The following is a 24901-nucleotide window of genomic DNA, read 5'->3' on the forward strand; positions in this document are numbered from 1 at the left end:
GGTTCACGGGTTCACGGCGTCCGCAGGCCCTCCAACGTCGCCGGCGTACCCGGCAGTTCGGATCGCGCCGGGGCTTCGAGTCCGTCCAGCAGCAGTTGCAGATGGCGATGGACGAAGCGGTCGATGTTCGGGCATCCGGTGCCCGGCAGAGGGCGCGTGAGCTGGGAGAGCGCCACCATCAGATCCCCGACGGCGACGTCGGGGCGCAGTCTGCCCGCGGCCTGGGCACGCTCGACGAGACCCTGTACGGACGCTTCGAGCCGGTGGCCTTCGGCGAGCAGTTCGGGGTGCTCGCCGAATCCGCCGGAGAGGATCGCGCACAGCGCCCCGATCCGCTCGTCCGCCGCCGCGTGGGCGAAGCGGACCAGCGCGGCGAAGGGGTCCCCCTCTTCCACCGCCGCCTCCTCCGCCCGGGCTGTGGTGCGCCTCATGACGCTGAGCACGACCTCGTGGACGAGAGCGGCCCGGTCGGGGAAGTTCCGGTAGAGGGTGGCGTTGCCGACGCCGGCGCGCCGGGCGATCTCGTCCAGCGGCACGTCCGGCCCGAACTCGACGAACATCTCCCGCGCCGCGGTCACGATCCGCTCCCGGTTGCGCAGCGCATCGGCCCGGGGCCGGGTGGTGCGGCGCTCCGTGGTTGCGGGGCTCATGGCTCCACTCCTCTTTCCGTCCATCTCGCGCTTCTCGTCCATCTCGTGCTTGCCGTGCTTGCCGTAGGCGGTGTGCCGCTCCCGGCCCGGCGCAACCGGGGAAGCCATCCCCGTTTCGCGGGACACCGGTGCAAACGGGGAATCGATCCCCGGTTATTTCGCACCTCCAGGAGATTCTTATGTGATCTGGATCACATTTTGGGCTTCGACTCGTGTCGCGCTTCCCTGCGCGTCCCACGATCGGCTCACCCGGCGCGCGCCCGCACCGAGCCCGACCCAGGCTGATCGCACGGAGCGCAGTCGAGGACCGGCCGGCTGCCGCGGACCCGGAGGGCGACCGCATGCAGCAGACCCGCCGGATACGCAGGCCCGGCATGCTCGGCGCCGTCGCCGCGCTGGTCCTGGGTGCCCTGACCTCGGCGAGCTCGCAGCTCACCGGCCATCACCGCAGCTCCTCGGGCAGCCCCGTGGTCACGGCCGAGGAAGCCGCGCTCGGCCCCTGCCGCATCACCGCCACCATGGGCGTGCAGATGTCGGAGGGCATGCCCACGCCGCCCGGATACGTCCGCTCCACGGGCGAGGTCCACTCCCTCAACATCATGATCGACTTCCCGGACGCCGAGGGGCAGGGGTCGGCACTCGAACGCTTCGCGGAGTTCTTTCCCGCCACGCAGAAGTGGTTCGCCACCAGTTCCTACGGTCGCCTCAGCTACCGCCCCGAGGCCCCGCTGCCGAACTGGCTGCGAATGCCGATGCCCTTCGCCGCGTACGGGATAGACCGCGGTTCACCGTACGAGCCCGGCTACCGGCAGCTGGTGCAGGACATCATCACCATCGCCGACCCGCAGGTGGACTTCAGCGCATACGACCTGGTCAATGTGCTGGTCACCCCGAACGCGGGCCCGTCGGCGCTGGACACCGTGCTGTCCGTGACCTTCTCCGGCAACCACGAGGCGCCGTACGCGGACGGTGTGCCGCTCGCCAACACCTCGTTCGTCTACAGCCGCCAGGACGACGGCTCCGGGTCGTACGACGAGAACGGCTACCGGGTGCTCCCCCACGAGAACGGCCATGTGTTCGGCCTCCCCGACCTCTACACCTCCGAAGGAGGCGGCGCGGTCGGCCACTGGGACATCATGTCCGAGGACTGGGGAGCCAACAACGACCTGCTGGGCTGGCACAAGTGGAAACTCGGCTGGCTCGACAACGACCAGGTGAGCTGTGCGTCGGCCTCCGGCGCCAAGGACTACACCCTCACCCCGCTGGCCACCACGGGCGGGCGGAAACTGGTCTTCGTGCCGCTGAGCGCCGACTCCGGTTACGCCGTGGAAGCCCGCACCCGGGAAGGCAACGACGAGGCCGTCTGCGAACCGGGCGTCCTCATCTACCGCGTCGAGTCGGACGTCGACACCGGCCAGGGGCCCGTACAGGTCTCCGACAGCGACGAGGACAGCGGTGGCTGCACCCGGCGCCCCAATGTGCACGCCGAGCTCTCGGACGCCCCCTACCGGCCGGGCGAGTCGTTCGTGGACTCCCGGAACGGGATCCGGATCACGGTGCTGTCCGAGGACGAGGACGGCAACTACCGGGTACGGGTCTCACGCCCCTGAGCCGGAGGCCGGCCCCGGGGGCCGGGCGGGATCCGGTACCGAACCCCGGACGCCTTCCCGCACCGAGTCGCGCAGCTCCCGCTTGAGGATCTTCCCGGTGGGATTGCGCGGCAGCGGCTCGGCCCGCACGACGACATGGGCGGGCACCTTGAACGCCGCGAGCCGCCCGCCGACGTGCGCGCGCAGCTCGCCCGGGGTGACGGCGGCCCCCGCGCGCAGCTGCACGACCGCGGCGACCTCCTCGCCCAGGACAGAATGCGGCACCCCCAGGACGGCGGCGTCGGCGACGTCCGGGTGGTCGTGCAGGACCGCCTCGACCTCGACGCAGTAGACGTTCTCGCCGCCCCTGATGACCATGTCCTTGATGCGGTCCACGATGGTGACCCTGTCGCCGTCCCGCACCGTCGCGAGGTCGCCGGTCCTGAACCAGCCGTCCTTCGTGAACGCGGCGGCGGTGGCCTCGGGATTCCGCCAGTACCCGCGCACCAGCGACTGTCCGCGCAGCCACAGCTCACCCACCTCGCCCTCCGGGAGGCACTCCCCCTCGGACCCGGCGATCCGTACCTCGATGGCGGGGGTGGGGCGGCCCACACTGTCGGGGAAGTCCCGGTACCCGGCCCCGAAGTTCGCCGTCACCCCGCCGCAGGTCTCGGTGAGCCCGTAACCGTTGCGCGGCTCGACCCGCTTCCCGAAGCGCGCCGCGAGCCGACCCACGAGGTCCGGAGGAGCGGCGGCGCCGCCCGTGTTCAGATGGGTGAGGCTCGCGAGTGCCGCACCCTGCCGCTCGGCGGCGTCGAGCAACTGGAGCGCGGTGGCGGGCACCCCGGAGTAGTGCGTGACGCGGTGCTCGTCGATCAGGGCGAGCGCCTCGTCGGCGTCCCACTTGCCCATGAGCACGACCGTCCCGCCGACGCTCATCAGCGAGTACAGCGTGGTGAAGGCCGCCGCGTGGAAGAACGGGAACGTCATGAGACTCACCGGCACCGGCCCCTGCCCGGGGATCATGCCCTTCGCGAGCGCGGACGCCGCGGCGGTGTAGCGGGGGTTCATCACGGCCCCGGCCTGCGCCAGTTGAGTCGCGACGGCTCCCTTGGGGCTGCCCGTGGTGCCGGACGTGTAGATGATCGTGGCGTCGTCCTCGGGCCGTACGTCGACGTCCGGCGGCGCGGCGGCGGGGTCCGGGTCGGGCAGGTCCTCGTACCGCTCGACACCCTCCCCGACCGGCCCCGCGTGGTGGAAGACGACGACACGAGCGCGTCCCCGCGCCCACTTCTCGACGCGCGGCAGCCGCTCCCCGTCGACGAGCAGCACCTCGGGTGCGCAGTCGTCGAGGGCGTAGGCGAACTCCTGCTCCGTCCACCAGGCGTTGAGCGGCACGGCCACCAGTCCGGCCAGCTGTGTGGCCCAGAAGGCGATCTGCCACTCGGGGTGATTGCGCATACCGACGACGGCCCGGTCACCTGGCCGCAGCCCGTACACCTCCACCAGCCGCGTCGCGAGTGCGGAGGCGGCGGCGAAGAACTCCCGGTAGGTGTACGTCACGCTCCCGGCGACCAGGAACGGCCGCTCACCGAACGCCCAGGTGGTTTCGATGAATTCGCGCAGCGTGCGCGGCCCCGACGCGTAGACGCCGTCGACGACGGCGAACGGCGCGCCGGGCGCGGTGAGAACGCCGTCGTCGGAGTGCGCCATGCCCGCCCCCTCTGTCACCTTCCCCGGGCGTGTGCCCAGCCCGGAGGCCCGACCCCAGGGCCGAACGAGACCCTAGGGGCCACCCCGCCACCCGTCAAGGTCCATGTATCCGACAACTATTTGATGTCGGCCACCGCCGCACCCCGCCGCCGGGGTGGGGCGGGAATCCCGGGGGCGCCCTCTTGCACACGACATGGCGCCACATGACATCGAGCGGCACCGCATGGCGCTATCCGGCGCCACAAGGTGCCACCCGGCCCCATTCCCGCACCCTCAAGACCATGCGAACGCGCGTGGCGCCACCATGACACAGGCCGCTCGCCGACATTTCCGCAGTTCAGAGCCCCCGCACATACACCCCCTCCCAACAGGATGCCATCCGGACTTGCGATGGCGCCATAATGGTGCCATCATGGCGCCATGGACCTCACCCCGTATGTCGATACCCTCCGCCGCGAACTCGCGGTGGCCGCCGAAGCCGGCGGGGACGAAGCCCGCGAGCTTGCCGAGCGGCTCACCGCCCCTCTGGAGTCGGCGACCCGGCTGACCATGCTCAACGTGCTCTCCGCCGCGATGGACGAGATCACCCGTGAACTCGCCCCCGGCTCGGTCGACGTACGGCTGCGCGGGCTGGATCCCGACTTCGTCGTGACGCTCCCGCCCACCGAGGGCGGCGCCCCCGCGGAGCGGGCCGCCCCCGTCGAGCCGCTCAAGGCCCAGGCACCGGCCGACGTCGACGAGGGCGGCACCGCCCGCGTCAACCTGCGTCTGCCGGCCCACCTCAAGGCCCGCGCCGAGGAGGCCGCGAGCAGCCAGGGCCTGTCGGTCAACGCCTGGCTGGTGCGGGCCGTTTCAGCCGCGGTCGACGGCGGCACCGCACCGCGGCCGGCGGAGAAGACCCAGAGCATCGGACAGAGCATCACGGGCTGGGTGCGCTAGCCGCGCCCCCGCCCGCACCTCTTCACCCGCACCACTTCACCCGTATCACTTCACCCGTATCACTTCACCCGCACCACTTCACCTACACCACGTCCCACCAGCGGGGACGTTCCGAAGACCCAAGAGGACGGGACAGCCATGCCTTCTTTCGACACTCCCGAACCCATCTCGGCCACCGCGCACGTGGACGCCGGTTCCATCCGATTCGCCGCGGGCGACCGCCTCGACACCCTCGTCGACGTACAGCCGCGCGACCCGAAGAAGGACCTGGACGTGCGGACGGCCAACCAGACCGAGGTCACGTACGCGAACGGCGCACTGACCGTCAGGACCCCCAAGCCCAACCTGTTCGGCCGCACCGGCGTCGTCGACGTGACGGTCGAACTGCCCGCAGGCTCCCGCGTCGACATGACCGGCGCCTGGACCCAGGTGCTCGGCGAGGGCCGGCTCGGCGAGGTCCGTGTGAAGACCTCGTCCGGTGACGTCCGCCTCGACACGACCGGCCCGCTGCACCTGAAGGCGTCGCACGGCTCCATCACCGTGGACCGGGTCGATGGCATGGCCGAGATCACCACCAGCTCCGGGAGCATGCGCGTCGGACTCGTCGACGGCCCCGCCGTACTGAAGAACTCGCACGGCACCACGACCGTCGGCGCCGCGACCGGCGAGCTGCGGGTGAGCGGCGCCAACGGCGACATCGAGATCCGGCGTGCCGAGGAGTCGGTCACCGCCACCACCGCCCACGGGACCCTGCGCGTGGGCGAAGTGGCCCGTGGCACCGTTCAACTGGAGACCTCCTACGGCGCCATCGAGATCGGCATCCGCGAGGGCACGGCCGCCTGGCTCGACGTCAGCTCGGGCTCCGGTCAGGTGCGCAACACGCTCACCGCTTCCGGGGCCCCGGAGGAGACCGACGACACCGTCGCGGTCCGCGCCCGCACCCGGCACGGCAACATCGACATCCGGCGCGCCAAGGCCTGACTCCCCTGAGCCCTGGCCCCTGGACGGCCTGGCTCAACTCGCCACCACCCCACGTCACTTCAGCCCCTCAGCCTTCGAATGGAGGGCTCCATGCCTTCTTCTGTCATGCCCACACCAAGGCACGGCGGTACGCAGTCGGCCGTCGCCGTCTCCACCACCGGCCTGCGCAAGTCGTACGGCGACAAGACCGTGCTGGCCGGTATCGATCTGCATATCCCTGCCGGGTCCGTGTTCGCCCTGCTCGGGCCCAACGGCGCCGGCAAGACCACCACCGTGCAGATCCTGTCCACACTCATCGCGGCCGACGGCGGTCAGGCCCAGGTCGCGGGCCACGATGTCGCCACGTCACCGGACGCGGTGCGCGCCGCGATCGGCGTCACCGGGCAGTTCGCCGCGCTCGACGACCTGCTCACCGCCGAGGAGAACCTGCTCCTCATGGCCGACCTGCTGCGCCTCGGCAAGCGTGAAGGTCGGTCCCGCACCAGGGAGTTGCTCCAGCGGTTCGAGATCGCCGACGTCTCGCACAAGCGTGCCGCGACCTTCTCCGGCGGTATGCGGCGTCGGCTCGACATCGCCATGACGCTGGTCGGCGACCCCCAGGTGATCTTCCTGGACGAGCCGACGACCGGGCTCGATCCACGCAGCCGCCGCACCATGTGGGACACGGTGCGCTCGTTGGTCGCGGGCGGCACCACCGTCTTCCTCACCACCCAGTACCTGGAGGAAGCGGACCAGTTGGCCGACCGGATCGCCGTCCTCGACGGCGGCCGGATCGTCGCCGAGGGCACGGCCGACGAGCTCAAGGGGCAGATCCCCGGCAGCCATGTGCGACTGCGGTTCACCGAACCCGCCGAGTACGAGCGCGCGGCAGCCGCCTTCCCCGGCGCTGCCCGGGACGACGAGAACCTCGCGCTGCGGGTGGCGGGCGACGGCGGCCTCGACGCGCTGCGCGCCCTGCTCGACCGGCTCGACTCCGCCGGGATCCGGGCCGCCGACTTCTCCGTGCACACCCCCGATCTCGACGACGTGTTCCTCGCCCTGACCGGCCACGGCACCACCACAACCGGCACCAGCACCCCGCTTCACGTCAAGGAGACCCTGCGATGAGCACCCTGACCTACGCCGTGCACGACTCGATGACGATGCTGCGGCGCAACCTGAAGCACGCGATCCGCTACCCGGCCGTGGGGTTCGGCAGCGCCATGATGCCGATCCTGATGCTGCTGCTGTTCGTGTACGCCTTCGGGGACGCGCTCGGCGCCGGAATGGGCGGCGGCCGGGACGCGTACCTGGACTACCTCACTCCCGGCATCATCATCATGGGCGTGGCCGCCGGTTCGATGTCGACCTCGATCGCGGTCTGCTCCGATATGACCGAGGGCATCATCAACCGCTTCCGCACCATGAACATCACGCGTTCGTCGTTCATGACGGGCCATGTCATCGGCAGTGTCATCCAGACGATGGTGTGCATGGTCCTGGTCGTGGGCGTCGCACTCGCCGTCGGCTTCCGGTCGGACGCGAGCCCCATCGAGTGGCTGGCCGCCGCCGGTCTCCTCGCGGCCATCGCGTTCGCGGTGACCTGGCTGTCGGCGGCGCTCGGCCTGATCTCCAAGACCGTCGAGTCCGCGAGCAACAAGCCACTGTTGGTCCAGTTCCTGCCGTTCCTCGGCTCCGCGTTCGTACCGGCCGAGTCGATGTCGCCGGGCCTGCGCTGGTTCGCCGAGAACCAGCCGTTCACGCCGATGACCGAGACGCTGCGCGGCCTGCTCTCCGGCTCGGAGATCGGCAACAACGGCTGGATCTCGCTCGCCTGGTGCGCCGGCATCGCCCTGGTCGGCTACGTCTGGTCGCGCTCGCTGTTCAACAGCACCACCAAGCGCTGAGAGATCTCGCGCAGGCGCCACGGCGGAGGGCTCGAACCACACGAGCCCTCCGCTCGCAGTGGTCCGGCCAGGAGTGGCTGTCCCGCACATCGAATCCGTGGCTCCACGCGACCTCGGCCCTGACGGGGCTCATGGCGACCGCCGCCGTCCTGGCGACGGTGGGAGGACTGATGGCCTTCCCGTGGGCGCTGTTCGCACCCTTCGCCCTGGCCTCCCTCCTCGTCCTGGGCTGCGCATCCGTGCAGGCACGCGTCAGCGAGAGGGGGCTCGGGGTGACCTTCGGCCCGCTTGGCTTCCCGACACGTCGCTGGGCAGCCGAGGACATCGAGTCGGCCCGCGTCGAGAACCGTACGCCCGCCCAGGTCGGCGGCTGGGGCTACCGGCTGAGCGGGCTCGGGACGACCGTCATGCTGCGCGGCGGCGAGTGCCTGGTCGTACGCAGCCAGGGCAAGGACTTCGCCGTGAGCGTGGACGACGCCGAACGCGGCGCAGCTCTTCTCAACTCCATGACCACCCGCCGCACCCGATGAGCAACGCTCCCGGCCCCTCCCCCGGGCGACGGCCGGATCCGGGAGCCGGCCCGGCGACTCGGCGCGGAAACCATGATCAGGGACTGTCAGGGCACGTGAGCCACGAGCGCACCCACGAGGCCTCACCCACGGTGGATACTCCGATACCCATCACGACCCACCCGCTACACTGTCGGCGGTGGTCCGGCCCGCACGGGTCAGGCCCCGGCGTGTCGGCCAGCGGATTCACAGTAGTTGCCCGACGCATCCCCGCCTCCGTAGCTCAGGGGATAGAGCACCGCTCTCCTAAAGCGGGTGTCGCAGGTTCGAATCCTGCCGGGGGCACCAGCCAAAAGGCCCCGGACCGATCATGGTCCGGGGCCTTTGACATCAGCTTCTGACATCAACGGAGGCGGTCACTGACGTCCGGGCCGCCTCTTGAGCAGGCGGTCCATGTGGCTGATCGCCTCGCGCTGCGTGTCGTGGACGACGTAGGTGTAGACGTCCGTGGTGATGCTGATCTGGCTGTGCCCGAGGATCTCCATCACGACCCGGGGCGCGACCCCGGCCGCGGTGAGGAGTGTGGCGCAGCCGTGCCGGGCATCGTGCAGCCGGACGACGCGGAGGCTGGCGGAGTCAGCGACCCGGGTGAAGGAGCGGTACACGTTGCGGGGCTCGACCGGGCGGCCGGTTCGGGTGGTGAAGACGTAGCCGGCCTCGTGCCACTTCTCCCCCGCGCGCTCCTTGGTGGCGGCCTGGCGCATCCGATGCCAGCGAAGCGGCGGGATGCACATCGCTGGGAGTGGCAGTGCACGCCGACGACGGTTCTTCGTCTCGTCGTCGTAGAGCACCCCGCGCCGTCGCTGTGTCTGCTGTCGGACGTAGATCACGCGATGGTCCAGGTCGACATCGGTCCAGCGGAGACCGACGATCTCACCCCGGCGGAGGCCCATGGCGATAGCGAGCACGAAGGCTGCGTACATCGGGTCTTTACGGGCGGCGGCAAGGAAGTCCAACGTCTCGTCCAGCGTCCAGGGACTCAACTCCCGCGACTTGGCCCGAGGCGGCTCGACGAGGCCGGCCACGTTCCGGGTCACCAGTTCCTCGCGGCAGGCAGCGGTGAGTGCCGTGCGCAGCACCCGGTGCGATTCCTTGGCCGTCGCCGCTGTCGTCTTGTTCTCCAGCTGGACGAGGAAGCGCCGGACGTCGGCGGTGCCCAGTGACTCCAGCCGCTTGGAGCCGATCATTGGCACGAGGTGGGGCAGATTACGGCTCCGCACACGACCGAGCACCCGTTCTTGGGCCGTCTTGGGGCCGTGGAAGGGTGCTCGTCGATGACCAACGTTGACAAGTACCGAAAGCTCATCCGCAGGTCACAGCGTTGATCGATTGCAGCACCGCAGGTCGAGGGCCTCGCGCGTCACTTCTTCGGCTACTGATTTAGTCCCTGCGCCCGGCCTCTTCACAGCCAAGTAGCGCATCGACACACGCCGCTGGCTACGCGGTCCGGCACCGAGGTCGCGCCCGCTGGTCGTCAGTAGCGGTGGCCGGGCCAGTGCGGATCCGTCCAGCGGTCCTCACCGGCGAGTCCGAGCAGCCGTATCCGGTGCTGCAGATCCGCCGATTCGCCAGACGCGCGGAGCCGCACTGCAGCGTGGTCGAGGAGCCAGGCGACCAATTCGGCGCGCATCTCCTCCTCGTCGTGCTCGTACCAGCCGACGCTCCACGGCAGACTGTCTCCCAGAAGCTCGTACTCCCATTCCGCCGCCGCCTCGGCGAGACGCCGGTCGCTGAGGTACCCGGTCTGCTTCTCCCATTCGGCGAGCCAGGGGCGGACCGTTCCGGACGCCTCGGCACACATCACGAAGACCTGGTGCGCCGGGACAACCGGATCCGGCTCAGTGAGGCTGTACGCCCACCAGGCATGCAGAAACTCGCGTACCGGACCGGCGTGATCCTCAGGCCACTGGTGCCAGCGGCCGCGGGCGAACGAGTACCCGGCCTCTTCCAGCCCACCGAACAGCGGTTCCGCGCGACCGGCGACCAGGACCGCGGCAAACTGAGGCAGGACGCGGCGCAGCACAGCCGCGTGATCGGTCCAGTCGATGGCCTGCCAAGTCCGGCGCAGGAGATCTTGTCCCAGCTCCACGTCCGGCGTCTTCAGAAGGGAGAGCTCCTCTGGACTGCCCCAGTGACACTCGCAGTTGTGCTCGTCCGGACGCGCGGTCATGCCGCGGAAGGTGACGGCAAGGTCGTCCAGGGCGGCGCTGAGACGGCGGCGTGCGGGACGGTCGGCGAGAAACATGATGTGCCCGGCCTTCGAGGACTCCGTACGGCTTCCGCCGGCCGAAGGTCGCCACCTTACCGGGTGAGGTGGGACTGGCAACGAACGGCGGACATCATCGTGCCCGCCGCCCTGTGCGAGATCGTCTATGAGATCCCTGTCAAGCGATAGTTAGCCTCGCCCTTGCAGATGCGGCCAACCGTCCCTGTTGGAGTAGCTCTCGAAGCAGTACCTGGTAGAGCGGTCCCACTCCTCACCGGTAGACAGCTCGTATGCCTTGTCCGGCACGTACAGGAACCACTCACCGTCGCACTCGCCTGAGGTGTAGGGGGCGAACTTGTCGACGTCGAAGAAGACGCTCTCCCACACGGCCTGCCCCGCAGCCACCACAGCGCAACGTGTGTACAGGAACACCTCGGATGACTGCGGGAACGGGGTGGATGTCGGCGGCCGCACCCGGTTGTCCGCGACGACCGTCAGCAGCAGCCCACCCACCGCCAGGACCGCCCGATCGAACTCCTAAAGCGGGTGTCGCAGGTTCGAATCCTGCCGGGGCACAGCACACTACGCCGCTGAACTGGGGTTTCTCCTCCAGGAAAGCGCCCCATTCGGCCTCGGACCCCTCGTCCGGGGCCGTTTGCGTGAGCGGATGGGGAGCTGATCTCCCGAATATCGCCCACCGGATCAGCATCGGACGAGCATCTCCCACCCTCCCGTGGCAACCTCTCCGAGAAGAGCAGGCCACACCACACCGCACGTGGCATACTTAAAGTATGGCAACCCGGAAGATCACCATCACCGTGCCGGAAGAGCTGGTGGAATCGATCAAGGAGCGCGTCGACGCGCGCGGCGTGTCCGGCTACATCGCGGCCGCCGCCGCTCATCAGGACGCCATGGACCGACTGCGCGAGTTGGCCGAACGCCTCGAAGAAGAGCACGGCGTCGTGACGGACGACGAGCAGCAAGCAGCACTGGATCGCATCGCCGCCATCGACGGCTGGCATGACGAGCAGCGATCACATTCGGACGAGGCCGCGTGAGCCGCACAACCCGAGCGAAACTGCACCAGCCGCGACGGCGCGTCTTCGTGTTCGACTCCGAGGCTCTCTCCAAAGCGCTTCAGGGCGACCGGGAGATGACTGCGCTGATCAAGACGGCTCCACGGCTCGACATCCCGATCGTCACCTCGGCGCTCACGACCTTGGAGGCATGGGACCCTCGCGAAACGTCCAGGCAGGCACTGTGGAACTGGACTCTGTCCCGGATCCGCATCGCGCACACGGACGACCAGGTGATCGCCATGGCGCGCGACATGCTGAAGGCAGCCGGACTACATGGGCACAAGTACGCCATCGACGCCATTCTGGCAGCTGTGGCCGGACGGGAAGCCGCGCAGGGAGCTCAGGCAACCGTCTTCACCTCGGACACCGACGACATGAATCAACTCCTCGCCGGACACTCCGTGCGAGTCGAGAAGGTCTGACGAGAGGCCGACCGCGCCTCACCCCAACCACTCGCTGGCTTCTCCGAGCAACTGGAATTGGCCGTCAGCAGGTTCCAGACCGTGGCAACACCAACCTCAAGCCCACACGGCGTGGCGTCGGCAACGTTCAAGGCGGTTGCTTCCGGGAGATGTTGGCGGACCGCGACGCCCAAACGCCCGCGACTGTGGGGATGCCGATCTTGACTCAGCAGCGCCGACATCGGCCTCGCACGACGGTGGGTTGGGAGTTCGAGCAGGTCGGTGCCCGCATCCGGTGCTGATGGCGAAACATACGGCGGTCGGCCCGGTAGCGCATGCGCAACGGTGTCCCAACTCCCGCTGCTCTTCACCGAGAAGGAGGGCGGCAGCGGTCACGACCGCATGATGTTGAATGTCACGAGCCAACGCAGCACGAAGGATTTCGAGCAACGGGAGGGCACATGAACAGGCTGGGACGGGCGCTGATGGTGATACCCGCGGCGGCGGCACTCATCACCGCAGGGACGACGACCATGGCATCGGCCGGGACCGCCGCCCCGAGTGGCCCGCCTCCGTCGGGCATCACGTGTGTGTCGACGACCGGCGCGAAGTCGTGCTTCGCCGCGTATGGAGACCGGGTCTGGGCCAAGGACACGAAGGCGAACGGACAGATCGCCGCAGGCACGATCAAGTCGAAACTCCCGGCGTCGCGCTGGGCCCGCGAGTGCTTCAACGACCGCGGCGAGGCGGGCGGCTGGGTGATGTGCGACTTCGACGTGCCGGAAAACCAGAAGGCCGTGCTCTGGGCCGTCAACAACCCCTTCATCGGCAGTCAGGCGTATACGGAGATCTGGACCAGCGACATTGCCTGAGCCGCACACGGCCGGCTGGTCGGGGCGAGGGATGTCGATGACGCAGAAGACGGACCGAGGCGTCGACGGGATTCGCTCGGGCACCCCATAGGGCCCCTTTGTCCATGACGTCGTCGGCAGTGGGGCGGACGATGCGGGTGACGGGTTGCGCGTAGAAGAGAACGAGCGCGGCGGTGAGCCGGTCTCGCAGGGTCAGGGCGTTGTCGTCGAGGGTCGGCACCGGGGTGCGCGCGGCGCTCGAACGCGCCAGCGCGCAGGTCGGATTCCGACCCCGCGAGCCCCGCACCCTGTTACTGCTCGACAGCCTGCGCGAGTGCCTTCCTGCGGTGTCCCGGGCTGAAGATCCACACCCAGCGTCTGAAGGGCCTGCGCGCCCCATCAAGTCCGGGCCGGGGCCCGCTCCGTGCCGGCGCACGGTGCGGGTCCCGGTCTCTGCGGCGTCGGACGTGCGCCCGGAAACTTCCGTGCCTCGCACACAGCACACATGGCGACTGCCGCGCATCAGCGCAGGATCACGTCAGTCGTTCCGTGTTCGTGTGACGTGCTTCGCGGTCGGAATCATTCGACCCCCACCACCGCAGGCGGGAGAGGCGCGCTCAGTGGTCAACACTTCGGCCGAGCGACTGCTTCCGATGGGACCAAGCACCGACGCGCCGCGAGTGCGTCGGTGGCATCGCTGACGGGCCGCCTCACCCGCTCAGGCAGCGCGAGGCGGCGCGAGGCGGCGCGAGGCGGCGCGCGGTGGGTCAGGGCAGCAGGACGGCCTTGCCCCGGTTGCGGCGAGCTTCCAGGTCGGCGTGCGCGGCGGCGGCCTCGGCCAGCGGATAGGTGCGCCAGACGGGCACGGTGAGCCTGCCGTCGGCGGCCAGCCGCACCAGCTCCGGCAGGGCGTCTTCGCCCTGCTCCGAGGTACCGGCGCTGAAGCGGACGCCATGCTGCGCGGCGGACATGTCGGCGATGGTGATGACGTGTGCGCTGTCCCCGGTCAGGGCTACGGAGTCGGCGAGGACGCCGGCGCCGGAGGCGTCGAAGACGAAGTCGACTCCCCGGGGCGCCGCGGACGTCACCCGCTGCATCCAGCCGTCGCCGTAATGGACGGCGATGGCTCCGAGCGCGGTGAGGCGCTCGACGTCGTGCTCACCGGCCGTTCCGACGACGGTGACCCCGCGGGCGACGGCCAACTGCACCGCGATGACGCCCACGCTGCCGCCGGCGCCGTGGACGAGCAGGGTCTGTCCCGCCTGCGCACCCAGCTGCTCGAGGACTCGGAACGCGGTCCGGCCGACCGTGACCAGCGAGGCGGCGACCTCCCACGACAGCGCCTCGGGCTTGGCCACCGGCCGGTCGAGCAGCGCGTACTCGCCGTAACTGCCGCCGACGGACGCGCCGAGGACCTCGTCTCCTACGGCCGCACCGGCTCCCTCGCCGACGGCATCGACGACACCGGCCGCGTCCAGGCCGGGGATCACGGGAAAGCGGGCTGGGATGGCGCCGGCCATCCGGCCGGAGCGGATCTTCATGTCGAGCGGGTTCACGGAAGCGGCGCGCACCCGGATCCGGACCTGGCCGGGACCCGGCTCCGGCGGGGTGACCTCCGACAGCCGGAGCACCTCAGGTGTGCCGTACTCGGAGAAGGTGATTGCTTTGGACATCAGGAGCTCCCAGGTAGGGGCCGCGTCGAGGAGATCGCGGCTCAAGCGGTGAGGGTCGGGTAGTCGGTGTAGCCGCGGTGGTCGCCGCCGTAGAAGGTGGACTGGTCGGGGGTGTTGAACGGACCGCCGGCAGCGAGCCGCTGCGGCAGGTCGGGGTTGGCCAGGAACAGCGCTCCGTAGGCCACCATGTCCGCGCTCCCGTCCTCGATCAGCTTCAGCGCGTCGGGGCCGGTGACGTCGGGGTACGTGAACGGGTTGAGCACGAGCGTGCCGGGCCAGGCCTTGCGCAGCTGCGGGGTCAGCTCGGGGTCGGGGCCTTCCATCAGGTGCAGATAGGCCAGGTCCAGGCCGGACATGCGGTCCAGCAGCGCCCCGTAGACCTCGCCCGGGTTGTCCTCGGCGATGTCGTTGTACCGGTTTCCGGGCGAGATCCGCAGGCCCACGCGGTCGTTGCCGATCGCTTCGGCCACGGCGGTGACGACCTCGACGGCGAAGCGGATCCGGCCCTCGGTGGAGCCTCCCCAGCCGTCCGTGCGGTGGTTGGTGTTGTCCGCGAGGAACTGGTGGATCAGATAGCCGTTGGCGCCGTGGATCTCCACGCCGTCGAAGCCGGCCTCGATGGCGTTGTGTGCCGCGCTCGCGAAGTCGGCGATCGTCTGCCGGATCTCCGACTCGCTTATCTCCTTGGGCGTTACGAAGTCCTTCGGGCCCTCGTGCGTGTACACCCGGCCCTGGGCGGCGACCGCAGACGGACCCACCGGCACCAGACCGTCCGGCAGCAGGCTCGGGTGGCCGACCCGCCCTGTGTGCATCAGCTGGGCGAAGATCACCCCGCCCTCGCGGTGTACGGCATCGGTCACCGTGCGCCATGCCCGCACCTGTCCGGGGGTGTGTAGGCCGGGGGTGTCGGGGTAGCCCTGGCCGACGGGTGAGGGCTGGACGCCCTCGGTGACGATCAGCCCGGCACCGGCGCGCTGCGCGTAGTAGGCCGCCATCAGCTCCGTCGGTTCCGCGCCGGGCCCGTACGCGCGGCTGCGGGTCATCGGCGCCATCACGACGCGGTTCGCCAGGTGCCTGCCGCCCAGGACGAGCGGGTCGAAAGCAGTGGTCATGGGTCTCTCCTCGGGATGAGTGGCGTTCCGCGGGCCGAACGCACCTTGCCCGCGCCAGCGATTACCTGTCCGAACAAGTAAATCACCTGTCCGAACAAGTAAATGTCGCCGGTCCATTCCCGGGATCACGCACGAAGTACGCAGCAACCTATCTACCTGCGCTTATACACCTCGGCAGGTTGATTCATCCGCGGGAGACGCAGGGCAGAAGGTAGGGTCACACTGTCCAAGCAGGAGAGTGAGGAAGTGTTGGCAGAGTCCAGACGGGAAGCCGAGTCGGCTTCCGGGGTGACGGAGCAGGCGGCCACCGTCCCGGTCCCGGGCGCGGCCGGCAGCGGGCCGATCAGTCACGCGATCTTCCGCCTGGCTCGTCTGCACCGCATGTTCGCCGGGCAGCTGCTGCGCCGCATCGGCCTGCACCCGGGCCAGGAGCTGGTCATGATGCACCTGTGGGAACTCGGCCCCCAGCGGCAGATCGACCTGGTACGCCTCATGGACTCCGACGCCGCCACCATGACCCGCACGGTCCGACGCCTGGAGCAGGCCGGCTTCGTCCGCCGCCGACCCTCGCCCACCGACAAGCGCGCCTCGCTCATCGAACCCACGGCGGCCAGCCATGCCCTGCGCCGGGAGGTCGAGCGGGTCTGGAGCCAGCTCGAGGACATCTCGACGACGGGCCTCTCCGACGACGAGCGCGCCGACGCGCTCGCCACCCTGGAACGTCTGGAGCAGAACCTCGTACGGGCCGCTGCCGCACCCTCGTGCGCCGACACGGAGCGCTGACCGCGCGTATCCGGTCCGCCCCTCCCCCCGGCCCGGCCCCCGCTTTCGCGTGCCGTGCAACGGCCTCACGCCGGTGCGCGGTTCACGTCGTACGGGCGGATTCGCGGGCGGCTGCCCCCTGCCCTGCCCCGCAGCAGGAATCTCGGTGACCGGCTACAAGCGCTCGTCGTTCTCGCCTGTGCGGCCGGATATCCGGACGACCGCGGTCCCGCCGTCCAGATCCACCGTCGTCCTGTTCGGCGGCACCCCGTCCTCCTCGTCGTCGCGCAGCAGGAGCGCCGACTGGCGCTCCTTCAGCTCGGTCTGCTTGCCCGGCGAAAGACTCGCGTGCAGTTGCTCGAACCCGGTCGCCGATATCTGGCCCTGACGCGCTCCGTTCCGCCACGGCAGGAGGCCCGCGCCGCCCATACGCAACAGGACCTGGTCGACGAAGGCCAGCGCGGTCAGCAGGATGACCAGTCCAGGCAAGGTCATGAAGACGAGGAACGCCATGCCCTCAGTATCCGGGCGAGGCCGACCCGCGCGGTACGGCGTGCGCATGACGGGCACGGTCAGCTCAGCCACACCGGCTGAGGCGTCCTCTGCGCGAGTTCACGTACGACGTGTGCGCCGCCCGGGACGCGGGCGCCGCCATCCAGCAGGGCGCACCATCGAGCCTCCCCCTAAAACGAATTCCCAGCTTTAGCTGCTACAGGTGTCGTGGCGACCGGAGCGAGCCGGCCGAGCCCACCGGTGACGATGGAGCGCGTCGATCCCTGCACGGAAACCTCCGCCCGGGACGCCATCGGCCAACTCGAGCACGGGCCGCCCAGCGAGCCGCCCAGCGAGCCGCCTCTTGCGCGGTGAACCGAATGCCCCCCGTTGACGTTCCCCCTGATCGGCAGGCTACGGGCAACCCCGACACCAAAAGCTATCAATTTGCTTTAAGCGCCCTCGGAGATCTACGCTGCTTAAAGCAAACGGTTAGCTTTAATCGAAGGAGTCCCATGCCCAGCGCCACAACAGGCGCACCTCTGCGGGCCGTTCACCCCACCCGCAGCCGCACTACTGCCTTCTTCCTCTACGCGTCGGTGCTCGCGACGCTTCTCGCCGCATCCAGCGCGCCGACCCCCCTCTACCCCGTCTACCAGGACCAGTGGCACCTGTCCGCCTCCACCGTCACCGTGGTGTTCAGCGCCTACGCCCTGGCCCTCCTGCTGGCCCTTCTCACCACCGGCACCCTCTCCGACCACCTGGGACGACGCCCCGTCCTGACAGGGGCCCTGTTACTTGCCGCCGCCTCCATGACCCTGCTCGCCACCGCAGAATCCTCCGGCTCCCTCATCGCCGCGCGCATCCTCCAGGGAGTGGCGACAGGCACGGCCACCAGCGCCGCCGGGGCGGCCCTCCTCGATCTGCACGACCCCCGCCGCCCAGGCCGATCCACCCTCACGAACAGCATCACCCCGGTCGCCGGTATGGCCGCCGGCGTGCTGATCTCCACCCTCCTCGTCCAGGTCGCACCCGCGCCCACGACCACGGTCTACCTCCTGATGGCGCTCCTGTTCGCGGCCCAGGCGATCGCGATCACCTTCACCGTCGAGACGGCCGACAGGCCGTCGGGGGGCAGACCGTCGGATGTGTGGCACTCACTGCGGCCGAGCCTCACCCTCCCCGCCTCCGCACGCCGCGCCCTGCTCCTCGTCGGTCCTGGAGTGATCTCCGTCTGGGCGCTCGGCGGTTTCTACTCCTCCCTCGGCCCCTCGCTCGTACGCCTCGTGGACAGCGATGCCCCCCGGGCAGCAGGTGGAATGATCTTCTTCACCGTCGCCACCGCGGCCGCACTCGCCGTGTGGATGCTGCGACGCACGAGCCCGCTCGTCGCCACCGCCTCCGGCTGCCTGGCGATCATCCCCGCCGCGGCCCTGACCCTGAGCGGTCTGCACGGCGCGGGCCTGACCGCCCTCTTCACCGGAGCGGCCCTGGCCGGCCTCGCCTTCGGCGCGGTGTCCCAGGGGGCGCTCGGCCTGATCCTCGCCTCGCTCGACAGCAGGTACCGAGCAGGAACGCTGGGCGCCTACTACGTCCTCAGCTACCTCTCCATGAGCCTGCCCGCCATCGCCGCCGGAGTCGCGACCCAGCGCTTCGGACTGCGCACCGCCTCCCATGCCTACGCCGTGGCAGTCACCCTCCTCGCCGTCACGGCGATGACGACGCTCGCCGCGGCGCGGCGCAGGACTTCACCTCGCCCCGCAATCGCCCCCGCCTCATCCGGACGTGAAGACGAAGACACGAAGGAAACAGCCCATGTACACACCACCGCCCGCCCCCACCCCCTCCTGGGCCGTGGGCGACATCACCGTCCACCGCATCGACGAGGTCGCCCTGCCGCCCCAGACCGGATCCTGGCTGCTACCGGGCGCAACCACCGACGTCGTGGCTGAGCACGACTGGCTCCGCCCCGACTTCGCCGACCACGAAGGGGTCCTGCGCATCCACAGCCAGTCGTTCGCTCTCGAAACAGGCGGGCTGCGCGTACTCGTCGACACCGGAATCGGCAACCAGAAGACACGCACCAACCCGGCCTGGCACCACATGCAGAGGGACTACCTCGAGCACCTCACCGCGGCCGGTTTCCCGCCGGACTCCGTCGACCTGGTGATCCTCACCCATCTGCACACCGATCACGTCGGCTGGAACACCCACCAGGTGAACGGCGAATGGGTCCCCACCTTCCCCAACGCCCGCTATGTCACCTCCCGCACCGAGCGGGAGTTCTGGGCCGGGTACGAGATGGACGAGGCGCGCACGCAGATGTTCGACGACTCGGTGCTCCCCGTCGAGGACGCAGGACTGCTCGACCTCGTCGACGTGCCGGAGGAAGGCCCGGAGAAGGGTGTCGACGTGGCCCACGGGCTGCGCCTGCTTCCCACACCCGGACACACCCCAGGCCATATCGCGTTGCAGATCAGCAGCGGGGGCGACACGGCCCTGATCACAGGCGACTGCATCCACCACCCCGTCCAGTTCGCGCACCCGGCCATCGGCAGCTGCGTCGACATCGACCCCGAGCAGGCCGGGGCGACCCGACGCGAACTGCTCGGCAGGCTCGCCGACACGGGGGCCCTCGTGCTGGGCACGCACTTCCCTCCGCCCACTGCCGGGCGCGTCATCACCCACGGGGAGGCCTACCGGCTGTCCCCCGTCCCCGCCGCCCCGCGCGTCTCGCGGTAACGGGCCGCATAGCCCCGGCCAGGGGAGTCGCGGAGGCTCGAGGCTCACCCCAGAGTGCCAGGCGATTTTTATGACGAGGGTAAGATTCTCCGCATGGAGACGAGAGCGAGCGCCCCGGCGGGCGCCACGGCCCAGCTGGGCCTGCGGGAGGCCAAGAAGCAGGAGACGCGCCAGCTGATCTCCGACCATGCGACACGGCTCTTCATCGAGCAGGGCTTCGAGAACACCACCATCGCCGAAATCGCGGCCGCTGCCCGCGTCGCGAAGAAGACGGTGACCAACTACTTCGCCCGCAAAGAGGACTTGGCCCTCGACCACCAGGACGAGTTCATCGCCGCACCCGCGCGCACGGTGGCGTCCCGGCGCCCCGGCGAATCCGCCCTCGCGGCACTTCGCCGTGCCTTCGAGGACGCCGTCGCGACGCAGGACCCGGTGGCGGGGTTCGCCGGCCCGGTCTTCTCACGCATGGTCGCCGACAGCCCCACCCTGTCGGTGTGCCTGCGGGGCCTGCACGACCAGCGCGAACAGGCACTGGCCGAGGCCCTCGCCGAGGCCACCGGTTCACCGAAGGACGACATCACCGTCCGCACGGTTGCCGGAGTGATCGGCGCCGTGCACCGCGTCCTCTTCCAGCGCATCCAGGACCTGACCCTTGCCGGGCACACCAACGACGAGATCGCCGAGACCGTCGCGCCGGAAGCGGCGCGCGCCTTCGGCCTTCTCGCACCGGCCCTCGACGATTACGCGATCGCCTGAACGCGGCCGGGACACGACCCGGTGTGACCGGGTCTGCCCGGCCGGCGAAGGCGAGCTGGGCGACGGGTCGACGCGTATCCACAAGGCCGAGCAGCGCCGCCCTGACGTGCCGGTCAGGAAGCCGGGGCCGAGGAGGACCCGCTCCCGGACTGCCGGCAGGTGAGTTTCATCTGTGCCGCCGCATGATGGGCCCCCACCTTGGACGCCCGGCCCCAGTCACGGCCCCGGTCGAGGAGCTGCACGGCGAAGTCGGTACCGCCCTTGACCTCGTAGCTCCCGACGGACACCAGACTGCCGCGGTGGGCGATCTGGCTGACACCGAAGCCCGTATAGCCGGAGCCGGTGTCGTCGGGGTCGGCGAGCACACGGTAGAGGGTCGGATCGCCTGCCACATCCGTGGCGCGCGAGGTGCGGGGGACATAGACGGCGAGCGAACACCGCTCGTAGGACCGGTCGAGCTTCCAGCTCCAGACCGCCGACGACCCCTTGTCGCGGTTCGCACTGCCGGACATGGGGACGGCGGAGAAGCTGCCGTCACAGGAATCGTCCTTCCGGCCTCCGGACGACACCGTGTACCAGGCGGCGTCGCCGTTCTCGAAGCGGCCGACCTCGCGGTACCCGCCCGTGGTGCAGCCGGGCCCCGCCCACTGGTTGAAGCCATCGGGGCTCGGGGCCGGCAGTGCGGTCGGCCCGACGCGGATCGGGGCGCCGCCGCCCACGATGTCGTCATCGGATGCCTCGGCTCCCTGGCCCTCGCCCTTCCCGCCGCCGTCGCCACCGTCGGACCCCGTGAACATCGCGGCCGCCCCGATGAAGCAGCCCAGGACGACCACGACCCCGGCAGCGAGCAGACCCGTGCGGAGCCGGGTGACCGTCGACAGCGTGAGCCTCGCGCGTCCTTCCCCGTCGCCGCCCTGCTCTCCGTCGTCCGTCTCGCCGCCGTCTGCCTGGCGGGCTCCCGCCCCGGGAACGACCGCCGCGAAACCGGCCGTCCGCGGGCCGAACTCCGAAGAGCCGAAAGCAGCGGAGCCGAAAGTGGGGGAGTCGAAGATTTCGGGGCCGTACTTTGCCGGGTCGTATGCCTCCTGGCCGTATGCCTCAGGGCCGGACGGCTCCGGCCCCGTCGTCCTGGGACCGCTCGTCCCGGGACCGCTCGTCCCCGAACCCGACGCCCCAGGCCCTGCCGTCCCCGGTCCTGCCGTCCCCGGATCTGCCGTCTCCGAGCCGGGTGCCTCGGGGGCGGTGGGCGCCGGACCTGCCTTCCCGGGAGCGAACCATGGCGCGCCTGGGTCCGGGAGGCCCTGGATCGCAAATCCACATTCAGGGCAACTTGTACCTGGCAATGAGCGGTACCGCTCACTGCCACACCTTTCGCACGCCATAGCAGCTCACTATGCATGACGCGGATAGACGACGAGGGGCGAACGCCCACACGAACGCGCCACTCGTACGCGGGGAAAACGCGTGGTCACAGGCCGTTAGGTGCTGCGGTCCACACATCTATGCGCCGTCGCGCGATGCGCAGCGCCCCGGTTCTGGACGCCCCTGCCCCGCCCCCGCCCACGGGCCGGATCGTCAACTACCCCTCCACCACCGGCGGATCGCGGATCCTTACCACCGGGTTTGACCTTGCCCCTGGGGCAGGGGCCACCGTCCTCGTACCGGGCGGACAGCACAGGAACCCACCGTCCGGTGACGGAGGATGGGACCGTGCACGACGACGACCCGCTGCTGACGATCGGGGCCTTCGCGACCCGGGCCCGGCTTTCGCCCAAGGCCCTGCGTCTGTACGACCGCCTCGGCCTCCTCGCCCCCGCCCATGTCGACGAGACGACCGGCTACCGCTGGTACCGCGCCGATCAGGTGGAGCGCGCCCGGCTCGTCGCCCTGCTGCGGCAGATCGACATGCCGCTGGCGCGGATCGCCGAGGTGGTCGCCCTGTCCGGGCCCGAGGGCGCGCAGGCCGTGGCCGCGTACTGGGCGGAAGTCGACGAGCGCCGGGCCCGGCAGGCCGCCCTCGTGGCCCACCTCCGTGACCGACTCTCGGGCAGGAGGCCCACGATGTACGACATCAGGACATGCGACGTACCGGAGCAGACGGTGCTCGCCGAACGCAAGCATCTCCTCGCCGACGACCTCCCCCGCTGGATCCCCTCGGCCTTCGACCGGCTGACACGGGCCGCTGCGGAGTGCGGGGGCGTCGCGGGAATCCCGTTCGTGGCGTACCACGCCGAGGTGACCCCGGACAGCGACGGACCGGCGGAGGCCTGCGTCCCGGTCGGCGACGCGCGGGCGGCCGAGGAATGGGCGGCGGCGAACGGCCGCGGCGGCATCGTGGTGCGGGTGGAGCCCGCTCAGCGGCTGGTGTTCACCCGGATCACCAAGGCTCAGGTCGCGCACCCGCAGATCCTCTCCGCGTTCGACGCCGTCGAGGACTACGTCACGCGCGAGGGCCTGACCGTCACAGGGCCCTGCCGCGAGGTGTACTTCGCGGACTGGGACGCGGCCTCGCCGACGGACGAGGTGTGTGACATCGCCTTCCCGGTGGCCTGACCTCCGGGCTCCGGGCCCGACCTCCAGGCCCGACGGCCCGACCTCCGGGCCCGACCTCCGGAAGCCCGAGGGCGGGCGGGCCCGCTCAGCGCGGCCCGCTCAGCTCCTCGGGGCACGGTGTCCCGCGGGGCAGCTGGTACTTCGCCGCCAGCCGGTACACCCCGGGCCGGGGGGCGATGAGTTCCGTCCACTCGTCGCCCTCCGCGTCCTCCTCCGCCTTCACCAGGCAGCCCGCCACATTGACGAAGGTGCGCGGCAGACTGTCGTCCTCCCTGGCCTTCGACGCCTCCGTCTCCCGCGGCTGTTCCACTCCGCGACCGTGCTGGTCCACGAGGCCGAGCCAGGGCGAGTACGGGATCCGCACCAGCACCCGGCCCGCCGAGCGCACATGGATCGTCAGGTCCCCCGCGGCGGCCCGGTCCACCGTCGCCGGCGGATCGGCCAGCGGCATCGGGTCACGGACCGCGAAGAGCTGCCAGTTCTCGTCGGCCCAGATCGGCTGCAGATAGGGCTGCCCGCGCCCGACGAGCTTCGCCTCCTGGCCGCCGCCCGCATCGGGTGTGCCCATGGGCAGGACGACATAGTGCACCGCCCAGCGATCGAGCCATTCGCGGTAGTTGTCGGCGTTGAGGGTGTCGTCGTAGAAGACAGGGTTGCGCTCCATGTCGGCCTGGCGGTTCCAGCCGCGGGCGAGATTGACGTACGGCGCGAGCGCCGACGCCTCCCGGTGGCTGCTGGCCGGGACGACCTCGACCCGGCCCTTGTCCGCGTCGACCTGCTGGAGCTGGTTGACCAGCGGGGCGAGCTCACGCGTCCAGGAAGCGGCCGGCGCCGTGCGCACGATGTCCACGACGCTGTTGGTGGCGATCCACACGTTGAGCCCGGCGAAGGCCACCAGCACCGCGTACCACGTGCGGGTGCCACGGCCTGCGTACGGGAGCGCCGCGAGCAGCACCACACCCGCGAACAGCATGGCGAGCCGCGAGACGTTGGAGCCGATCTGGGAGTCGACCAGGAAGGTGAGGAGGGTGCCGGCGGCGTAGACGGCCGCGGCGGTACGGACCGTCCGCCACTGCTTCGGTACGAGGACGAGGACCAGGACCCCGAAGAGGAACGGCAGCGATGTCGACGCCACCGACATCGGCTGCGTACCCGAGAACGGGAACAGCCAGGCGGACAGCGCCACGACCACGGCCGGCGCGAGGCCGAGGGCGTAGGCACCCGGGCGTCGTTTGTTGAGGAAGAGCGCCGCGGCGACCACCCCGAGGAACAGCCCGGCGACCGGGCTGGACGCGGTCGCGAGTCCCGCGAGCGGGGCGGCGGCCGCCGCCTTGGCCCAGCGTTTGTGGCGCCATCGGTGGGGCCAGCAGAACACCGACGCGACGGCGCCCAGCGCGAACAGCATGCCCAGACCGAAAGTGACCCGCCCGGACAGTGCGTTGCACAGGAACGCGAAGAGTCCGGCGAACGCGCAGGCCAGCGGATTGCGCACGGCGCGCACGCGCATCAGGATCAGCGCGGTCAGGGCCGCCGACAGGGTGCCGACGACCATCATCGTCGTCCGCACGCCCAGCACGGACATCAGGTACGGGGACACCACGCTGTACGAGACGGGGTGCATGCCGCCGTACCAGGCGAGGTTGTACGCGGAGTCGGGGTGCCGCCCGACGAACTCCGCCCAGGCGTCCTGGGCGGCGATGTCGCCTCCGCTGTTCGCGAAGGCGAGGAACCACACGACGTGCAGGAGGGCGGCGGTGGCGGTGACGACCGCGACGGGATGCCCGAGGAGGCGCCGTGTCCGCTGCCGGATGCTGCCGGGGGCGTCGGGCGCGAGCGCCTGGTCGGCGTACGCCGGCGTCGGCTCAGCGGTGATCACTTCTGTTCTCCCCGTCGTCCGTCCAACGTGCCGGACCCGGTCCGACCCCTTGTGTACGGGGACGCTTCACG

The 24901-nt window shown here is 70.2% G+C and carries 24 protein-coding genes and 1 tRNA gene; 15 read left to right on the forward strand and 10 right to left on the reverse strand.

Annotated elements, in window-relative coordinates; genetic code table 11:
- Nucleotides 1–11: 11 nt before the first annotated feature.
- On the reverse strand, nucleotides 12–758 hold the full coding sequence (locus tag ACTWOL_RS15920; protein ID WP_474297365.1) for a TetR/AcrR family transcriptional regulator: 747 nt from the start codon (nucleotides 756–758) through the stop codon (nucleotides 12–14).
- 233 nt (nucleotides 759–991) lie between these two features.
- Here ACTWOL_RS15920 and ACTWOL_RS15925 point away from each other — a divergent pair, with 233 nt between their 5' ends.
- Nucleotides 992–2260: a M6 family metalloprotease domain-containing protein gene (locus ACTWOL_RS15925; RefSeq protein ID WP_474297366.1), complete on the forward strand. Its 1269-nt coding sequence runs from the start codon at nucleotides 992–994 to the stop codon at nucleotides 2258–2260.
- Here ACTWOL_RS15925 and ACTWOL_RS15930 read toward each other — a convergent pair.
- On the reverse strand, nucleotides 2249–3952 hold the full coding sequence (locus ACTWOL_RS15930) for a class I adenylate-forming enzyme family protein (RefSeq protein WP_474297367.1): 1704 nt from the start codon (nucleotides 3950–3952) through the stop codon (nucleotides 2249–2251). The genes ACTWOL_RS15925 and ACTWOL_RS15930 overlap by 12 nt on opposite strands.
- Before the next feature lie 420 nt (nucleotides 3953–4372).
- On the opposite strand from ACTWOL_RS15930, the gene ACTWOL_RS15935 reads away from it, so the two are divergent.
- The 6 genes from ACTWOL_RS15935 to ACTWOL_RS15960 all read left to right on the forward strand — a co-directional run bounded on the left by ACTWOL_RS15935 (nucleotide 4373) and on the right by ACTWOL_RS15960 (nucleotide 8615).
- Nucleotides 4373–4891, forward strand: coding sequence for a toxin-antitoxin system HicB family antitoxin (locus ACTWOL_RS15935; protein ID WP_474297368.1), 519 nt, complete (start codon nucleotides 4373–4375; stop codon nucleotides 4889–4891).
- 138 nt (nucleotides 4892–5029) lie between these two features.
- Nucleotides 5030–5872 carry a DUF4097 family beta strand repeat-containing protein gene (locus ACTWOL_RS15940; RefSeq protein WP_474297369.1) on the forward strand — a complete coding sequence of 281 codons (843 nt, stop codon included), beginning with the start codon at nucleotides 5030–5032 and terminating at the stop codon, nucleotides 5870–5872.
- Nucleotides 5873–5962: 90 nt separating this feature from the next.
- Nucleotides 5963–6979, forward strand: coding sequence for an ATP-binding cassette domain-containing protein (locus ACTWOL_RS15945; RefSeq protein ID WP_474297370.1), 1017 nt, complete (start codon nucleotides 5963–5965; stop codon nucleotides 6977–6979).
- Nucleotides 6976–7758: an ABC transporter permease gene (locus ACTWOL_RS15950; protein ID WP_474297371.1), complete on the forward strand. Its 783-nt coding sequence runs from the start codon at nucleotides 6976–6978 to the stop codon at nucleotides 7756–7758. Before ACTWOL_RS15945 ends, ACTWOL_RS15950 begins: the two co-directional genes overlap by 4 nt.
- A gap of 131 nt (nucleotides 7759–7889) precedes the next feature.
- Nucleotides 7890–8288 carry a hypothetical protein gene (locus ACTWOL_RS15955; protein ID WP_474297372.1) on the forward strand — a complete coding sequence of 133 codons (399 nt, stop codon included), beginning with the start codon at nucleotides 7890–7892 and terminating at the stop codon, nucleotides 8286–8288.
- A 251-nt stretch (nucleotides 8289–8539) separates the two neighbouring features.
- Nucleotides 8540–8615, forward strand: a tRNA-Arg gene (locus tag ACTWOL_RS15960).
- Between the two features lie 68 nt (nucleotides 8616–8683).
- Here the strand turns inward: ACTWOL_RS15960 and ACTWOL_RS15965 are convergent.
- From ACTWOL_RS15965 to ACTWOL_RS15975, 3 genes are all read right to left on the reverse strand, one after another.
- Complete coding sequence (locus tag ACTWOL_RS15965) at nucleotides 8684–9514, reverse strand: tyrosine-type recombinase/integrase (protein ID WP_474297373.1); 831 nt, start codon at nucleotides 9512–9514, stop codon at nucleotides 8684–8686.
- Between the two features lie 287 nt (nucleotides 9515–9801).
- Nucleotides 9802–10572, reverse strand: coding sequence for a hypothetical protein (locus ACTWOL_RS15970; RefSeq protein WP_474297374.1), 771 nt, complete (start codon nucleotides 10570–10572; stop codon nucleotides 9802–9804).
- A 150-nt stretch (nucleotides 10573–10722) separates the two neighbouring features.
- Nucleotides 10723–11046, reverse strand: coding sequence for a DUF4240 domain-containing protein (locus ACTWOL_RS15975; protein ID WP_474297375.1), 324 nt, complete (start codon nucleotides 11044–11046; stop codon nucleotides 10723–10725).
- A gap of 278 nt (nucleotides 11047–11324) precedes the next feature.
- Here ACTWOL_RS15975 and ACTWOL_RS15980 point away from each other — a divergent pair, with 278 nt between their 5' ends.
- The 3 genes from ACTWOL_RS15980 (at nucleotide 11325) to ACTWOL_RS15990 (ending at nucleotide 12885) form a co-directional block, all read left to right on the forward strand.
- The gene (locus tag ACTWOL_RS15980; protein ID WP_403653685.1) at nucleotides 11325–11591 is read left to right on the forward strand and encodes a hypothetical protein; all 267 of its coding nucleotides are present in this window, start codon (nucleotides 11325–11327) and stop codon (nucleotides 11589–11591) included.
- Nucleotides 11588–12034, forward strand: a complete 447-nt coding sequence (locus ACTWOL_RS15985) for a hypothetical protein (protein ID WP_474297376.1) — start codon at nucleotides 11588–11590, stop codon at nucleotides 12032–12034. Before ACTWOL_RS15980 ends, ACTWOL_RS15985 begins: the two co-directional genes overlap by 4 nt.
- Before the next feature lie 440 nt (nucleotides 12035–12474).
- Nucleotides 12475–12885, forward strand: a complete 411-nt coding sequence (locus tag ACTWOL_RS15990) for a hypothetical protein (protein WP_474297377.1) — start codon at nucleotides 12475–12477, stop codon at nucleotides 12883–12885.
- Nucleotides 12886–13631: 746 nt separating this feature from the next.
- On the opposite strand, the gene ACTWOL_RS15995 is transcribed toward ACTWOL_RS15990, so the two are convergent.
- Together ACTWOL_RS15995 and ACTWOL_RS16000 are read right to left on the reverse strand one after the other, a co-directional pair.
- Nucleotides 13632–14537, reverse strand: coding sequence for an NADP-dependent oxidoreductase (locus ACTWOL_RS15995; RefSeq protein WP_474301177.1), 906 nt, complete (start codon nucleotides 14535–14537; stop codon nucleotides 13632–13634).
- Nucleotides 14538–14578: 41 nt separating this feature from the next.
- The gene (locus ACTWOL_RS16000) at nucleotides 14579–15649 is read right to left on the reverse strand and encodes an alkene reductase (protein WP_474297378.1); all 1071 of its coding nucleotides are present in this window, start codon (nucleotides 15647–15649) and stop codon (nucleotides 14579–14581) included.
- A 249-nt stretch (nucleotides 15650–15898) separates the two neighbouring features.
- Here ACTWOL_RS16000 and ACTWOL_RS16005 point away from each other — a divergent pair, with 249 nt between their 5' ends.
- Nucleotides 15899–16432 (forward strand): MarR family winged helix-turn-helix transcriptional regulator, encoded by a 534-nt coding sequence (locus ACTWOL_RS16005; RefSeq protein ID WP_474297379.1) that lies wholly within the window; start codon nucleotides 15899–15901, stop codon nucleotides 16430–16432.
- Between the two features lie 153 nt (nucleotides 16433–16585).
- Here ACTWOL_RS16005 and ACTWOL_RS16010 read toward each other — a convergent pair whose 3' ends face one another.
- Nucleotides 16586–16924, reverse strand: coding sequence for a DUF6191 domain-containing protein (locus ACTWOL_RS16010; protein ID WP_474297380.1), 339 nt, complete (start codon nucleotides 16922–16924; stop codon nucleotides 16586–16588).
- Nucleotides 16925–17418: 494 nt separating this feature from the next.
- Here ACTWOL_RS16010 and ACTWOL_RS16015 point away from each other — a divergent pair, with 494 nt between their 5' ends.
- The 3 genes from ACTWOL_RS16015 to ACTWOL_RS16025 all read left to right on the forward strand — a co-directional run bounded on the left by ACTWOL_RS16015 (nucleotide 17419) and on the right by ACTWOL_RS16025 (nucleotide 20401).
- Nucleotides 17419–18855, forward strand: a complete 1437-nt coding sequence (locus ACTWOL_RS16015) for an MFS transporter (protein WP_474297381.1) — start codon at nucleotides 17419–17421, stop codon at nucleotides 18853–18855.
- Nucleotides 18848–19645, forward strand: a complete 798-nt coding sequence (locus ACTWOL_RS16020; protein ID WP_474297382.1) for an MBL fold metallo-hydrolase — start codon at nucleotides 18848–18850, stop codon at nucleotides 19643–19645. The genes ACTWOL_RS16015 and ACTWOL_RS16020 overlap by 8 nt, the downstream gene beginning before the upstream one ends.
- Nucleotides 19646–19738: 93 nt before the next feature.
- On the forward strand, nucleotides 19739–20401 hold the full coding sequence (locus ACTWOL_RS16025) for a TetR/AcrR family transcriptional regulator (RefSeq protein ID WP_474297383.1): 663 nt from the start codon (nucleotides 19739–19741) through the stop codon (nucleotides 20399–20401).
- A gap of 113 nt (nucleotides 20402–20514) precedes the next feature.
- Here the strand turns inward: ACTWOL_RS16025 and ACTWOL_RS16030 are convergent, their stop codons facing one another.
- Nucleotides 20515–21198 carry a hypothetical protein gene (locus ACTWOL_RS16030; protein WP_474297384.1) on the reverse strand — a complete coding sequence of 228 codons (684 nt, stop codon included), beginning with the start codon at nucleotides 21196–21198 and terminating at the stop codon, nucleotides 20515–20517.
- A gap of 913 nt (nucleotides 21199–22111) precedes the next feature.
- On the opposite strand from ACTWOL_RS16030, the gene ACTWOL_RS16035 reads away from it, so the two are divergent.
- Nucleotides 22112–22954: a MerR family transcriptional regulator gene (locus tag ACTWOL_RS16035; protein WP_474297385.1), complete on the forward strand. Its 843-nt coding sequence runs from the start codon at nucleotides 22112–22114 to the stop codon at nucleotides 22952–22954.
- A gap of 85 nt (nucleotides 22955–23039) precedes the next feature.
- Here ACTWOL_RS16035 and ACTWOL_RS16040 read toward each other — a convergent pair whose 3' ends face one another.
- Entirely contained in the window at nucleotides 23040–24830 is a 1791-nt protein-coding gene (locus ACTWOL_RS16040; protein ID WP_474297386.1) for an MFS transporter, read from the reverse strand.
- Between the last annotated feature and the right edge of the window lie 71 nt (nucleotides 24831–24901).

Source organism: Micromonospora sp. IBHARD003, assembly GCF_056106285.1.

Coding starts and splice junctions, on each gene's coding strand:
- ACTWOL_RS15920 (WP_474297365.1), bottom strand. CDS start 758: ATGGCTTCCCCGGTTGCGCCGGGCCGGGAGCGGCACACCGCCTACGGC.
- ACTWOL_RS15925 (WP_474297366.1), top strand. CDS start 992: ATGCAGCAGACCCGCCGGATACGCAGGCCCGGCATGCTCGGCGCCGTC.
- ACTWOL_RS15930 (WP_474297367.1), bottom strand. CDS start 3,952: ATGGCGCACTCCGACGACGGCGTTCTCACCGCGCCCGGCGCGCCGTTC.
- ACTWOL_RS15935 (WP_474297368.1), top strand. CDS start 4,373: ATGGACCTCACCCCGTATGTCGATACCCTCCGCCGCGAACTCGCGGTG.
- ACTWOL_RS15940 (WP_474297369.1), top strand. CDS start 5,030: ATGCCTTCTTTCGACACTCCCGAACCCATCTCGGCCACCGCGCACGTG.
- ACTWOL_RS15945 (WP_474297370.1), top strand. CDS start 5,963: ATGCCTTCTTCTGTCATGCCCACACCAAGGCACGGCGGTACGCAGTCG.
- ACTWOL_RS15950 (WP_474297371.1), top strand. CDS start 6,976: ATGAGCACCCTGACCTACGCCGTGCACGACTCGATGACGATGCTGCGG.
- ACTWOL_RS15955 (WP_474297372.1), top strand. CDS start 7,890: ATGGCGACCGCCGCCGTCCTGGCGACGGTGGGAGGACTGATGGCCTTC.
- ACTWOL_RS15965 (WP_474297373.1), bottom strand. CDS start 9,514: ATGATCGGCTCCAAGCGGCTGGAGTCACTGGGCACCGCCGACGTCCGG.
- ACTWOL_RS15970 (WP_474297374.1), bottom strand. CDS start 10,572: ATGTTTCTCGCCGACCGTCCCGCACGCCGCCGTCTCAGCGCCGCCCTG.
- ACTWOL_RS15980 (WP_403653685.1), top strand. CDS start 11,325: ATGGCAACCCGGAAGATCACCATCACCGTGCCGGAAGAGCTGGTGGAA.
- ACTWOL_RS15990 (WP_474297377.1), top strand. CDS start 12,475: ATGAACAGGCTGGGACGGGCGCTGATGGTGATACCCGCGGCGGCGGCA.
- ACTWOL_RS15995 (WP_474301177.1), bottom strand. CDS start 14,537: ATGTCCAAAGCAATCACCTTCTCCGAGTACGGCACACCTGAGGTGCTC.
- ACTWOL_RS16000 (WP_474297378.1), bottom strand. CDS start 15,649: ATGACCACTGCTTTCGACCCGCTCGTCCTGGGCGGCAGGCACCTGGCG.
- ACTWOL_RS16010 (WP_474297380.1), bottom strand. CDS start 16,924: ATGGCGTTCCTCGTCTTCATGACCTTGCCTGGACTGGTCATCCTGCTG.
- ACTWOL_RS16015 (WP_474297381.1), top strand. CDS start 17,419: ATGCCCAGCGCCACAACAGGCGCACCTCTGCGGGCCGTTCACCCCACC.
- ACTWOL_RS16025 (WP_474297383.1), top strand. CDS start 19,739: ATGGAGACGAGAGCGAGCGCCCCGGCGGGCGCCACGGCCCAGCTGGGC.
- ACTWOL_RS16030 (WP_474297384.1), bottom strand. CDS start 21,198: ATGTTCACGGGGTCCGACGGTGGCGACGGCGGCGGGAAGGGCGAGGGC.